Source organism: Streptomyces sp. CT34, from assembly GCF_000805335.1.
GTDB lineage: Bacteria > Actinomycetota > Actinomycetes > Streptomycetales > Streptomycetaceae > Streptomyces.
This window is the reverse complement of record NZ_KN708638.1, coordinates 5,464,439-5,476,866: the sequence shown is the minus strand read 5'-3', so window position 1 is coordinate 5,476,866 and position 12,428 is coordinate 5,464,439. Positions and strand designations below refer to the sequence as shown.

Here is a 12,428-nt window from a genome sequence, read left to right as displayed (position 1 = left end):
CCGGCCGGCCCCGCCGTGTCGTTCGCACGGATCTTCTCCAGCGCCTTCACCGCGTCACCTATGGTGCCGACCTTGACGAGCCGGAGGCCGCTCGGGGTGTCCTTGGCGGCGGCGGCACAGTTCTCCTTGGGCGTCAGGAAGAACTCCGCGCCCTTGTCCCGCGCGCCGATCGTCTTCATCGAAATGCCGCCGATCGGGCCGACGTTGCCCTGGTCGTCGATGGTGCCCGTACCGGCCACGAACTTGCCGCCGGTCAGATTGCCGCCGGGCGTGAGCTTGTCCACGATGCCGAGCGCGAACATCAGCCCGGCGCTCGGGCCGCCGACGTCGGCGAGCTTGACGTCGATGTGGAACGGGAAGATGTGGGCCGCCTGGGCCTGGATGCCCACCACGGCACGGCCGCTGTCCGCCGCGGTCGTGAGCGTGATGTCCCTGCCGGGGCCCTCGGGCCGCTTGCCCTGCCGCTCCGCCGCGGCGGCCTCCTTGGCCGGGATGACCGTGAAGACCACCTTTTCGCCCGGCTTGTGCCGGGTGACGAACTTGGCGACGTCACCGGTCCGCGTGACCGCCTTGCCGTCCACCGCCTTGATCACATCGCCGGCGTGCAGCTTCCCGTCGGCCGGCTTGTCCTTGACGACCGCCCCGACCACGGTCTGGGACGCGACCGGGATGTTCAGCTGCTTGAGCGCGGCGACCTTGGCGCTCTCCTGGGACTGGCTGAACTCCTCGGCGTTCTGCTGGTCGGCCTGCTCGGCGGTCTGCCCCTCCGGGTAGAGCGTCTTGTGCGGCACCACGGCCCGGTCGGGGTCCAGCCAGCCGTAGACCGCCTCGAAGAGGTTCATGCGGTAGTCGGGGCCGGTGACCTGGACCGTGGTCATGTTCAGATGACCGCTCGTCGGATACGTCCTGCGGCCGGAGATCTGGAGCACCGGCTTGCCGCCGTGATCCCCGAGGGTGTTGACCGTCGGGCCTGGCGACATCGCCGCGTACGGAACGGGAATCAGCACCCCGGCGCAGAGCAGCGCGATCAGCATCAGGGTCGAGGCGAGCAGCGTCGCGGTGCGGCGTGGCATGGAACGACAGTACGGGACGGGTATGACAACCGGCCCGCGGGGCCGTCCGTACGAGGACGGACGGAAACCTCAGACCGCGTCCGAGGCCGGGTCGGGAACGGTGGGAGCGGACTCCTGCTTCTCCATCGCGGCACGGAACCGGGCATAGCCGGCCAGCTCCGCGACGTCCCCGGTCTTGCGGTTGCGCATCGCCCAGCTGCTCCACAGCGCAGCGGCCAGACCGGCCAGAACCGGAATCAGCAGCCAGAGCAGCGCTCCCATGACGACCTCCCAACGCCCAGCGCGACCGTGATCGACAAATAAGCAGATTAACCAGCCGACAGGTCAACGCTGGTGCCGGGAAGCCGGTTACGCAACCGGAACGACACACACGGCCACGAATGCGGCCACGACCAGGGGAGATCCCGGGTTGTCCGGAAGGACAACTCCGCGCCCACCCGACCTCCACCCCAGAAGACAGCGCTACGCGCCGACCCGCCCTCCCGTCACCCGACCTCCACCCCCAGAAGGCAGCGCTACGCGCCGACCCATTCTTCGGTGCCGTCGGAGAAGGTCTGGTGCTTCCAGATGGGGACCTGGTGCTTGAGGTCGTCGATCAGCTTGCGGCACGCGTCGAACGCCTCGCCCCGGTGCGGGCAGGAGACCGCGACGACCACGGCCAGATCGCCGATCGTCAGGTCGCCGACCCGGTGGACGGCGGCGAGCGCGCGGACCGGGTAGTCGGCGACGACCTTCTCGGCGATGCGGCGCATCTCCGCCTCCGCGGTCGGGTGCGCGGAGTAGCCGAGGCCGTCGACGTCGGCACCGCCGTCGTGCGAGCGGACGGTGCCGACGAACAGGGCCGTACCGCCGGCCGCCGCGTCCCCGACGGCCGCGAAGACCTCGTCCACGGACAGCGGGGCGTCGCGGATCGCCAGGAGCCGGATCGGGTCCTCGGCGGCCTGCTCGCCGGGGTGGTCGCGGCCGGGGGCGGTGCGGGAGTGCGTGCCAGACATACCCCCATCGTGCCGTACCGGGAGCACACCGGGGGATGGCCGATTCCACCGGGTGTCCGGCCTCCCGCATGGAGGCTCGTACAGCCCGGCGGCCCCGATGGCGGTCAGATGCGGCGGCGGGCCTTGCGGGCGCGGCGGACCAGGGCCGCGGTGCCCAGGAGCGCGACGGTGGCGCCGGCGGCGCCCGCGGCGGTGGCGTCCTTGCGGCCGAGCCGGCGGCCGGCGACGGTGTGCCGGCCGGCGACCTCTTCGAGGAGTTCGGCGAGCACCTCCTCGTTCGTCCACCTCGGACGCCAGCCCGCGTCGTGCAGCCGGCTGCCGCTGACCACCCAGGGGTGCATCGTGTACGCGAGGTCCCCGGCGGGCGACGGGGTCAGGCCGATGCGGTGCAGCCGGGCGGCGGCGCCCAGCGCCACCGAGGAGGGCAGCTCCATGCGGCGGATACCGGAGAGTTCCTCGACCTCCTCCTGTTCCAGCCAGCCGTCGCAGCCCACCGCCAGTTCGCCCTCGACCTTCTCCAGGGCCGCGTACTCCAGGGCGCTGACCAGGTCTTCCACATGGCAGAACTGCCAGGCGGGGCGGGATCCGGCGACGACCAGGAGGCGTGGCGACTCGAAGTAGCGGGTCAGCGCGGTGTCGGTACCGCCCACCAGGACGGCGGGGCGCAGCACGGTGACGTTCAGACCGGGGTGGGCGCGGGGCGCGCGGTGCGCCAGGTGCTCGATCTCCAGGAGGTCGCCGACGCCGGTGGCGTCGGCGGTGGCGCGCAGCTCGGCGTCCTCGGAGAGCGGAACATCGTTGTCGGGCAGCGCCCCGTAGACCATGGCGGAGGTGCACAGCACGACCCGGTGGACGCCGGCCGCCGCGGCGGCGGTCAGCACGGTCTGGGTGCCGCGCACGTTGTAGGCGGTGCGCGCCGCGTCGTCGGTCTCCAGGTCGAGGTCGAGCGCGAGGTGGACCACGACGTCCGCTCCGCGCAGTTTGTCGGCGATGGCGGGGTCGCGGACGTCCAGGACGTGCCAGTGCGCCTCGGCGACGTCACCGTGCCGCTCGTCGATGGCCACCACCTGCCTGACCTCGTCGGAGGCGGCCAGGGCACGGGTGAGCAGCGCGCCGACCCCGGAGGCGGCGCCGGTGACGGCGACGACGGGGCGGCGCAGCGGCCGGCCGGCGGCATCGCCTGGGGCGCGGTCCGCCTTTGCGGTCTGGGCCGCAGCGTTTCGCGCTGCGCGAACGGTCGGATCTGGGGAACTCACCGGGCGTCTCCAGCGGTTGTCTTCAGTACGGGCGCGTCGGACGCGTCCGCACCAGGTGGCGTCCATCCTGCCGCAGCCACCGGGACAGCGAAGCACCGAGCCCCGATGCGGTCTCGGTGTCTACGCTGGAGGTGATGTCGGGCAGCCGCCGTCGGCCGATGGGGCCGGCGGCCCTACGAGCCGAGGAAACCCGTGAGTGACACCCCATTTGGATTCGGCCTTCCGCCGGAGGAGCCGGAGGACGGCGACAACGGCAAGAAGAAGGGCGGCCAGGGAGGTAGCCAGGGCCCCGCGGACCCCTTCGGGTTCGGCGGCGGGAGCGGCGGCGCGGACAATCCGTTCGCGGCGCTCTTCGGCGGCATGGGGGGACCCGGCGGCCAGATGAACCCCGGCGATCTGGGAGCCGCGTTCCAGCGGCTCGGCCAGATGCTCTCCTACGAGGGCGGCCCGGTGAACTGGGACATGGCCAAGGACATCGCCCGGCAGACCGTCGCGCAGGGCGCCGAGGACGGCAGCAAGGACGCCAGCCTGTCGCCGGGTGAGCGGACCGCGGTCCAAGAGGCCGTGCGGCTCGCGGACCTGTGGCTGGACGGGGTGACGTCGCTGCCCTCGGGCTCCGGCTCGGTGGTGGCCTGGAGCCGCGCCGAGTGGGTCGAGGAGACCCTGCCGGTGTGGAAGGACCTGGTCAATCCGCTCGCCGAGCGCGTCGGGTCGGCGATGGGCGATGTGCTGCCCGGGGAGATGCAGGCCATGGCGGGCCCGCTGCTCGGGATGATGCGCTCCATGGGGGGCGCGATGTTCGGCACGCAGATCGGCCAGGCGCTGGGCGTGCTGGCCTCCGAGGTCGTCGGTTCGACGGACATCGGGCTGCCCCTGGGGCCGGCCGGCAAGGCCGCGCTGCTGCCCGGGAACGTGGCGGCGTTCGGTGCCGGACTGGGCGTCCCGGAGGAGGAGGTGCGGCTGTATCTGGCCCTGCGCGAGGCCGCCCACCAGCGGCTCTTCGCACATGTGCCGTGGCTGCGCTCGCATCTGTTCGGTGCCGTCGAGGGCTATGCGCGCGGCATCAAGGTCGATACGAGCAAGTTGGAGGACGTGGTCGGCCAGATCGACCCGCAGCACCCCGAGGAGCTGCAGAACGCCCTCCAGCAGGGCATGTTCCAGCCCGAGGACACCCCTGAGCAGAAGGCCGCGCTGGCCCGTCTGGAGACCGCGCTGGCGCTCGTCGAGGGCTGGGTGGACGCGGTGGTGCACGCCGCCGCCAAGCCGCATCTGCCGTCGGCGGACAAGCTCCGCGAGACGCTGCGGCGGCGCCGGGCGAGCGGCGGCCCGGCCGAGCAGACGTTCTCCACGCTGATCGGCCTCCAGCTGCGCCCGCGGCGCCTGCGGGACGCCTCGCGGCTGTGGGCCTCCCTGACCGACGCGCGCGGTCTGGAGGGCCGGGACGGCCTGTGGGAGCACCCGGACATGCTGCCGACGGCGGCGGATCTGGACGACCCGGACGGGTTCGTGCACCACGAACAGCTGGACTTCTCCGAGCTCGACAAGATGCTGGGCGAGGCCGCGAGCGGCGGCAAGCCTCATCCGTCCAAGCCCGATCTGTCCAAGCCGGCCGAGGACGGCACGGGTGACGACGGTCCGCAGGCCCCCGAGGACGGCAAGGGTGACGGCGCCAAGTGAGTCTGCGTGAGGACGCGGCGCGGGTGCTCAAGGAGTGGCCCGCGCCGTCGGCCGACCAGGACCGGCTGCGGCTGGCCTATCTGGACCACCTCGCCGCCCACCGGGACGGGATGTGGAAGCCCTGCAAGGACGGGCACCTCACGGCCAGTGCGCTGGTGATCGACCCGGCGGGCGGCCGGGTGCTGCTGACCCTGCACCGCAAGCTGGAGATGTGGCTCCAGATGGGCGGCCACTGCGAGCCGGAGGACGCCTCGCTGGCCGCCGCGGCACTCCGGGAGGCGCGCGAGGAGTCCGGGATCACCTCGGGGCTGACCCTCCTGGGCGGCGCGCCGGTGCGGCTGGACCGTCATCGGACGCCGTGCGCCGAGCACTTGGACGTCCAGTACGCCGCGCTGGCGCCCGCCGACGCGGTGGCGGCGATCAGCGACGAGTCGCTGGACCTGCGCTGGTTCCGCTACGACGAGGTGCCCGGCGTCGCGGACGCCTCGGTGGTACGCCTCGTGGAGAGCACCCGGGCACTGCTGCCCGCGGCGTCCTGACGACACCTGGGGCCTCCTGACACCCCATCACCTACCCCCTCACATCCGGCGTCCGCCCTCACCGGGGCGGACGCCGGACGCGTGGGTGCATTGGTTCGGCGGCCGGCCTACCGGCCGCCGGCTCCGCATCGATCAGCGGCCCCGGCGCGGGTCGCCCTGCTGTTCTCCACGGGCCGGTCCTGCGGCGTCAGGGCCGTGCGGCTCCTCTCCGGGCCGCTGCCACGGTCCGGTACCGCCGTCCCCGGGGGCGGGCACGCCCTGCCCCGGATACGGCACGTTCGGCGCCCCCGGGGGCTGCTGGCCCGGCTGCCCGTACGCGCCGGGCGGCGGCGGGGGCGGAGGTACCACCTGCCCCTGGGGCACGCCGTGACCGGCGGGCGGCGGAGGCTGCTGACCGTATGAGGGCGGCGGGGGCGGCTGCCGGCCGTACGAAGGAAGCGGCGGAGGCTGCCGGGCGCCCGGGAATTCACCGGACGCCTGGCCATGCGGAGGCGGAGGCGGCGGCGGGGGCGGCGGCCCTTGCACACCGGCGGCCGGGGGCGGAGGAGGCGGCGGGGGCGGCCCCTGCACACCCCGGGGCGGCACCGGGGCGCCGGGCGGGACCAATGGCGCGACGACCGTCGGCGCGCTGTGGATCTCCTCGGCGGACGGCTGCGGATAGCGCTGAGGGGCCTGCTGCGCGAGGTGCGGTGCGGGCTCGCGCGGGTCGGGCCCCGCCGGCGCAGGAGCTGCGGACGCGGGCGGCGCGGCCGACGGGGCGGGCCCCGGGTCGGCCGGCGGCGCGAATCCCGGCACGCCCTGCGCGGTCACCGGAGGCGCCGGCGCCGCTTCGGCCGCCGCCTCCTCTTCCACGACCTCACCGCCGAAGTTCTTCAGCAGCGCCTCCAGGCCGCCGTCGAAGCCCTGGCCGACCGCGGCGAACCGCCAGTCGTCCTTCAGGTAGACATCGCCGAGCATCACGGCACGTTCGGTGCTGAACTCGCTGCCGGTGAAGGGATACCGGGCCACCTCTTCGCCGCCGGCCACGATCCGGAGGTGGCCGGGGCCGATCTGCGACATCTGGCCCGCGCCGTCGAGCGTGGCGGTGAAGGTCAGCTTCCGGATGTGCGGCGGGATGGTGTCCAGGGTGACGCGGAAGGACTCGGTGTCGCCGGCCTGCGCGCCGAGCAGCTGGATCGACTCCTCGGGCGACTTGGGCTGGTTGTAGAAGACGAAGTAGCGATCGTCGGAGAGCCGCTCGTCGGCGTCCAGGCCGAAGCAGCAGATGTCGAAGGTCAGGCCCGGTCCGGCGATCTGCACCCCCACATACAGATCCCGCCCTGCCGTCAGATCGCCGATCCCGGCCTTGTGGCCGCGCCGGAATTCTCTGGTCATGCGTAACGCCCCTCCCCCGCTCGCGCGTTGAGTCCGTACCCGTGCCAGGCTAACCGCTGGCGCTGACAGCGAGTGATGCCGGGGCTCGGCGGGGTACGGCGGCGGTCACCGGCGCCGGGCGGCGGGCAGATGGGGCAGCCGGTCGGCGGCCACCACGCCTTCGAGATAGCCGCGGGCCCGCTCCGTGCGCGGATAGGACTCCAACAGGCGCCAGAATTCCGGGCCGTGGCCGGGGACGAGCAGATGCGCGAGCTCGTGCAGCAGCACGTAGTCGATGACGTACTCCGGCATGCCCTGGAGGCGGTGGGAGAGGCGGATGCTGCCCTCGGCCGGGGTGCACGACCCCCAGCGGGTGTTCTGATTGGTGACCCAGCGCACCGACGCGGGGCGGGCCCGCCCGTCCAGGAACTGGCCGGACAGCCGCTCCGCCCGCTCGGCCAGCTCGCCGTCGCCCAGTATCCGCTTGCTCTCCTGGGCGGCGAGCTTGTCCAGCATCACACCGACCCAGCGCTCCTCCTCGGCCTCCGACATCCGGGCCGGGATCAGCACCACCGTGCGGTCGCCCTCGCGGTACGCGGAGACCGTCCGGCGCCGCCGGGAACTGCGGCGCACCTCGACCGCGCTCGTCCCCGACCCGCGGGCCTTCGGGCTCGGTTCAGCCCGGCGCGATGGGTCTGCGGCGCGGCGCAGGGGTGTCTCCCCGGAGCCGCGGGGGGAAGGATCGGCGGGCACGCGCCCGACGTTACCCGCTGGCACTGCGGGAAGTCCCGCCCCACCATCGGTTCGCCACCTGAACGCCCCCGGCGCACACGGCTTGTATGACTAATATCCGCTGCCTGTGGATAACTTCCGCGCCGTTCTCGCGCCTGGCGCATGCTGGGAGCCGGACGACGAACGACGGGGGGGGGCGGACGGGATGTATCCGATGCTCAAGCCCGCGCTGCGGCGCGGCTGGCGGGACCGGGAGACGGTGCGGTTCGGGGTGGCACCGGCCCATGCGGTGGTGGTCGGCCCGGTCGACATCGCGACGGGCAGCTTCATCGAGCTGATCGACGGCACGCGCACGATGCGGCAGCTGGTCGAGGAAGGCGCGTCACTGGACGTGACGCCCGAGCGCGCGCGGGGCGTGGTGGACCGGCTCGGCGCGGCCGGGCTGCTGGAGGCACCGACCGCGGGCGGTCCGGCGGCCGACGCGGTGCGGGCGGACGGCCCGGCCTTCGCACGGCTGCGGCCGGATCTGGCCTCGCTGTCGGTGCGGCACCGGGAGGCAGGCGGGCCGCTCGGGCGGATGGGGGCGCGCCGGACGGTCCGGGTCAAGGTGAAGGGCGCGGGCCGGGTCGGCGCCCAGATCGCGGCGCTGCTGGCGGCGTCGGGCATCGGCCGGGTGGACGTGGTGGACGGCGGCACGGTCGAGCCGTGGGACGTGGTGCCGGGCGGGCCGTCGGCCGGGCAGGTCGGCGAGCGGCGTGACGCGGCTGCCCGCCGACTGGTGCGGGAGTCCTCCCCCTGGAGCCGCCGGCCGCGGCCGGCCGGCCCGGTCACCGAGTCCGGGGAGCCCGGCATCTCCCTCGTGGTCATCGCCCCGCGCGACGGGCTCGGCGCGTACGCCCCGGATCCCGTGCGGGCCGAGCCGCTGCTGACCGCCGGTATTCCGCACCTTTACGTGGGAGTGGTGGAGGGCACCGGTGTGGTGGGGCCGTTGGTGGTGCCCGGGGTCTCGGCCTGCGCCGGCTGCGACGAGCTGCGGCGGACGGACGCGGAGCCGGCCTGGCCGCGGCTGCTCGCGCAGTGGCGCTCGGGGCGTGGTTCACCGGCGATGCCGGCCTGCGACGCGGCGCTGGCGACAGCCGTCGCGGGACTCGCCTCCGTCCAGGCGACGACGTTCCTGGACGGTGAGCCACCGCCGTGCACGGGGGCGCGGATGGAACTCCCGCTGCCCTGCGCGAGCGTGCGGACGGTGCGGATCGCGCCGCATCCGGACTGCGGTTGCGGTGCCGCCGCTGCACAGAGGACGGCGGACGCCTCGGTTCCCGGGGCGCGACACGCCACAATGACGGGGTAACCCCGGTAGGGGACAGTGTGAGTTGGAGGGGCGCATGTCTGATCTTCCCCGCAAGGCGGTCACCCGCACCGCCAAGCTGGCCGCGCTGCCGCTGGGGTTCGCCGGCCGTGCCACCTGGGGCCTGGGCAAGCGGATCGGCGGCAGATCCGCCGAGATCGTCGGCCGGGAGCTCCAACAGCGCACCGCGGAACAGCTCTTCAAGGTCCTCGGTGAGCTGAAGGGCGGCGCCATGAAGTTCGGGCAGGCGCTGTCCGTCTTCGAGTCGGCGCTGCCCGAGGAGATCGCCGGCCCATACCGCGCGGCCCTGACGAAGCTTCAGGAGGCGGCGCCGCCGATGCCGACGAGCACGGTGCACGCCGTGCTGGCCGAGCGGCTCGGTGAGGACTGGCGGGAGCTGTTCGAGGAGTTCGAGGACAAGCCGGCCGCGGCGGCGTCGATCGGCCAGGTGCACCGGGGGGTGTGGCACGACGGCCGCGAGGTGGCCGTCAAGGTGCAGTACCCGGGAGCGGGCAAGGCGCTGCTGTCGGATCTTGCGCAGCTGAGCCGGTTCGCCCGGCTGCTGGGGCCGCTGATCCCCGGCATGGACGTCAAGCCGCTGATCGCCGAACTGCGCGACCGGGTCTCCGAGGAGCTGGACTACTCCCTCGAGGCGCAGGCCCAGCGGACGCATGCCGAGGAGTTCGCCCAGGACCCGGATGTCGTCGTGCCGGCCGTGGTGCACCAGAGCGACCAGGTGCTGGTGACGGAGTGGATGGAGGGGGTGCCGCTGTCCGAGGTGATCGCCGACGGCACCGAGGAGCAGCGCGACCGCGCCGGGCAGTTGCTGGCCCGCTTCCTCTTCTCCGGCCCGGCCCGTACGGGCCTGCTGCACGCCGACCCGCACCCGGGCAACTTCCGGCTGCTGCCCGGCGACTCGCCGGACGGACCGGTCGAGGAGTGGCGGCTGGGCGTGCTGGACTTCGGCACCGTCGACCGGCTCCCCGACGGGCTGCCGCCGACGATCGGCAGCTCGCTGCGGATGTCGCTGGACGGCGAGGCGGACGCGGTCTACGAGCTGCTCTGCGAGGAGGGCTTCGTCAAGGAGTCCATCGCGCTGGACCCGGACGCGGTGCTGGAGTACCTGTTGCCGATCATCGAGCCGGCGCAGGTGGACGCGTTCACCTTCACCCGGGGCTGGATGCGCAACCAGGCAGCCCGGATCGGCGATCCGCGGTCCCCCGCATACCAGTTGGGCAAGCAGCTCAACCTGCCGCCGGCGTATCTGCTGATACACCGGGTGACCTTGAGCACGATCGGGGTGCTGTGCCAGCTGGGGGCCACGGTGCGGCTCCGCGACGAGCTGGAGGCATGGATGCCCGGGTTCGTGCCCGAGGAGGAGCCCGCGGGTCCGGGCGCGGCGGAGCCCGGCGCGGTCAGCGGTGCCGCCGGCGGCGCGGAGGTCCGTGCGGACCGGGGGGAGGCGACCGTCGAGGAGAGCCCGGCCTGACCCTCACCACCAGGACGAGTCCAGGCGTCCCTCGATGGCACGGATGTTGTCCCGGGCGCAGTTGTCGCAGAAGTAGCGGCGCTCGCCGTTCTCGACCGAGCAGGTCCAGGTCGGCGGTGCGCCCTCGGGAACCGCGCCGCAGCGGGCGCACACCATGCGCTCGGAGTTCAACTCCGCTTGTTGATGCGTCTTCTGGTCCACCATCCGACGATATCCCCGTCAACCTCATGAACCGGGACGCAACGCAGCACGGGGTCCGCCCTGTCGGACGGACCCCGTGGAAGGTGGCCTCAGGAGGCAGTGCCGGTGCGCCCGGTTACTGCATCACGGCCATGGCGAGCGCCCGGCGGGCCCGCAGTGACGCGCGCTCGGCGCGCCGCTGCATACGCCGCGCGACGGCGAGCCGGTAGGCCCGGCGTTCGGACTCCGCCTCCTGGAGGCGTTGGTCCATATGAGCCCTCGCCAGGGCTTCTGGAATGAGTTGCATTTCGAGGTTCCTGTTCTGGCGCGGAGCGATCGCGCCGGAGTTCGCGGGGGCGGGGGTGTCGGTGAAAGTCGGGTTCATCGTGGGGTCCTGCTTCTGGGGATCCCGTGTGACGGGACGGTCGATCGTTCCTGTACCGGTGGTGTTCATGCCGCGACCGGGTTCTTGCGCGGACGGCCACGCGGACGCTTCCGCGGCACGACGACGCCCTGGACGAAGAGCTCGCCGCCCCAGACGCCCCACGGCTCACGGCGGTCCTTGGCACCGGCGAGACAGGCCTCGCGGACCGGGCAGGTCTGGCACAGCGTCTTGGCGTACTCGACGTCGGCCGGGGACTCCGCGAAGAAGACCTCGGGGTCGTAGGTGCGGCACGGAACGGCGGCGCCGAGGCGGTCGATCTCGTCGTCGAGCTCGGTGAGGGGCAGCAAGGAGTTCTCCTGGGGGTCGGGCGGAGGGATCAGGTCGGTGGCTACGGACGGGGTGTGCGTCTGGAGTTGCACGGTGGTGTGTTCCTCGTCTGTTCCGGCCCGGCTGGTGGCGGGCGCGTTGGGCAAAACAAAAGGGCCGCGGATCCCGGTGTGGGTTCCGCGGCCCTGGAAGGTGCCGACCTGATCGCGCCGATCAGGCTGGATCTCTCCAGGGTTCGAGGCCGCGGTAGGCCCACATTTCATGCTGCGTCTGGTACTGCTTCCGGGATTCGGCACCGTTGGCCGCCGCCGCGAAGGCAAAGGGATTCGCCGACGCCGTCGCTACTGCTGCCTCAGGTGCCTCGGTCGGTCGCGCGGTGCACTCACTGCCCGTCAGGACAGCGACGGCGGGACGCGCGACCTCGGTACCGGACAGACGGCCGGAGCCGGACAGACCGGTGCCAAGGAGCGAGAAGCCGAGCGCGCAGGGGGCGACGACCGAGAGATCGGTCATTTTGTTGGTCTCGATAATGCTGATCACTGGGCTCGCCTCCTCTCGGCGTCTCGGTGAACCGGGGAACCCGGTTCAGGGTGTTCAAGTACAGCACGGATCCATCGGATCTCGGAAGTTCCGTTGTCTCCGTCGCTTCCGAAGGCTATGGGGATGCGCTCCGCGCACGCAAACTATTTTTCCGACGAGTTTCCCCCGGCCTCCTCCGCCCCCTCTTCGCCGGCCCCGGCGAGCTCCTCACCGGCGCAGAGGGCCAGCACATCGGCGCCGTAGCGGTCGAGCTTGCGGCGGCCCACTCCGGAGATGACCGCGAGCTCCGCGGCCGTCGCCGGGACCGCCTCGGCGATGGCCATCAGCGTCTTGTCGGTGAAGACGCAATAGGCGGGCTGCCGCGAGCGGGCGGCCTGCTCGGCGCGCCAGTCCCGCAGCCGCTCGTACAGCGCCTCGTCGAGCTCCGAGGGGCATTCCTCACAGCGCATCAGCTTCATCTCGCCGGCGTCCGTGAGGGTCTTGTTGCACACCCGGCAGCGGGCTGGGGTGCGGTGCGCACGGCGGCTGCGGCCC

Annotated in this window: 14 protein-coding genes and 1 pseudogene; 4 read left to right on the top strand and 11 right to left on the bottom strand. The window is 72.9% G+C overall.

All coding sequences use genetic code 11. The annotated features are described in order from the left end of the window. The 4 genes from RZ84_RS23980 to RZ84_RS23965 all read right to left on the bottom strand — a co-directional run. A partial coding sequence (locus tag RZ84_RS23980; RefSeq protein ID WP_043270701.1) for a YlbL family protein occupies window positions 1-1,073 on the bottom strand: 1,073 nt, incomplete at its 3' end. Between the two features lie 69 nt (window positions 1,074-1,142). Further along, complete coding sequence (locus RZ84_RS23975; protein WP_043266015.1) at window positions 1,143-1,334, bottom strand: hypothetical protein; 192 nt, start codon at window positions 1,332-1,334, stop codon at window positions 1,143-1,145. 254 nt (window positions 1,335-1,588) lie between these two features. Beyond that, complete coding sequence (locus RZ84_RS23970) at window positions 1,589-2,068, bottom strand: molybdenum cofactor biosynthesis protein MoaE (protein ID WP_043266014.1); 480 nt, start codon at window positions 2,066-2,068, stop codon at window positions 1,589-1,591. A gap of 104 nt (window positions 2,069-2,172) precedes the next feature. After that, on the bottom strand, window positions 2,173-3,324 hold the full coding sequence (locus RZ84_RS23965; RefSeq protein ID WP_043266013.1) for an SDR family oxidoreductase: 1,152 nt from the start codon (window positions 3,322-3,324) through the stop codon (window positions 2,173-2,175). Window positions 3,325-3,516: 192 nt separating this feature from the next. On the opposite strand from RZ84_RS23965, the gene RZ84_RS23960 reads away from it, so the two are divergent. Beyond that, the gene (locus tag RZ84_RS23960; protein ID WP_043266012.1) at window positions 3,517-5,001 is read left to right on the top strand and encodes a zinc-dependent metalloprotease; all 1,485 of its coding nucleotides are present in this window, start codon (window positions 3,517-3,519) and stop codon (window positions 4,999-5,001) included. Then, window positions 4,998-5,540: an NUDIX domain-containing protein gene (locus tag RZ84_RS23955; protein ID WP_043266011.1), complete on the top strand. Its 543-nt coding sequence runs from the start codon at window positions 4,998-5,000 to the stop codon at window positions 5,538-5,540. Before RZ84_RS23960 ends, RZ84_RS23955 begins: the two co-directional genes overlap by 4 nt. A gap of 279 nt (window positions 5,541-5,819) precedes the next feature. On the opposite strand, the pseudogene RZ84_RS23950 reads toward RZ84_RS23955, so the two are convergent. Together RZ84_RS23950 and RZ84_RS23945 are read right to left on the bottom strand one after the other, a co-directional pair. After that, window positions 5,820-6,914 (bottom strand): annotated as a pseudogene (locus RZ84_RS23950) (TerD family protein); the annotation flags it as partial. A gap of 105 nt (window positions 6,915-7,019) precedes the next feature. After that, window positions 7,020-7,646 carry a M48 metallopeptidase family protein gene (locus RZ84_RS23945; RefSeq protein WP_043266010.1) on the bottom strand — a complete coding sequence of 209 codons (627 nt, stop codon included), beginning with the start codon at window positions 7,644-7,646 and terminating at the stop codon, window positions 7,020-7,022. A 193-nt stretch (window positions 7,647-7,839) separates the two neighbouring features. Between RZ84_RS23945 and RZ84_RS23940 the strand changes: the two genes are divergently transcribed. Both RZ84_RS23940 and RZ84_RS23935 read left to right on the top strand, forming a co-directional pair. Further along, entirely contained in the window at window positions 7,840-8,976 is a 1,137-nt protein-coding gene (locus tag RZ84_RS23940) for a TOMM precursor leader peptide-binding protein (RefSeq protein ID WP_198540042.1), read from the top strand. 34 nt (window positions 8,977-9,010) lie between these two features. Further along, window positions 9,011-10,462, top strand: a complete 1,452-nt coding sequence (locus RZ84_RS23935; protein WP_043266008.1) for an ABC1 kinase family protein — start codon at window positions 9,011-9,013, stop codon at window positions 10,460-10,462. Window positions 10,463-10,465: 3 nt separating this feature from the next. On the opposite strand, the gene RZ84_RS23930 is transcribed toward RZ84_RS23935, so the two are convergent. From RZ84_RS23930 to RZ84_RS41670, 5 genes are all read right to left on the bottom strand, one after another. Continuing rightward, a complete protein-coding gene (locus RZ84_RS23930; RefSeq protein WP_043266007.1) occupies window positions 10,466-10,666 on the bottom strand; it encodes a hypothetical protein in 201 nt (66 codons plus the stop codon). 112 nt (window positions 10,667-10,778) lie between these two features. Beyond that, complete coding sequence (locus RZ84_RS23925; protein ID WP_043266006.1) at window positions 10,779-11,096, bottom strand: hypothetical protein; 318 nt, start codon at window positions 11,094-11,096, stop codon at window positions 10,779-10,781. Beyond that, window positions 11,093-11,446 (bottom strand): WhiB family transcriptional regulator, encoded by a 354-nt coding sequence (locus RZ84_RS23920; protein WP_026169602.1) that lies wholly within the window; start codon window positions 11,444-11,446, stop codon window positions 11,093-11,095. The genes RZ84_RS23925 and RZ84_RS23920 overlap by 4 nt, the downstream gene beginning before the upstream one ends. A 121-nt stretch (window positions 11,447-11,567) precedes the next feature. Next, complete coding sequence (locus RZ84_RS23915) at window positions 11,568-11,894, bottom strand: hypothetical protein (RefSeq protein ID WP_043266005.1); 327 nt, start codon at window positions 11,892-11,894, stop codon at window positions 11,568-11,570. 143 nt (window positions 11,895-12,037) lie between these two features. After that, window positions 12,038-12,428, bottom strand: a 391-nt coding sequence (locus RZ84_RS41670; RefSeq protein WP_241777838.1) for an HRDC domain-containing protein, incomplete at its 5' end; no start/stop codon positions are given.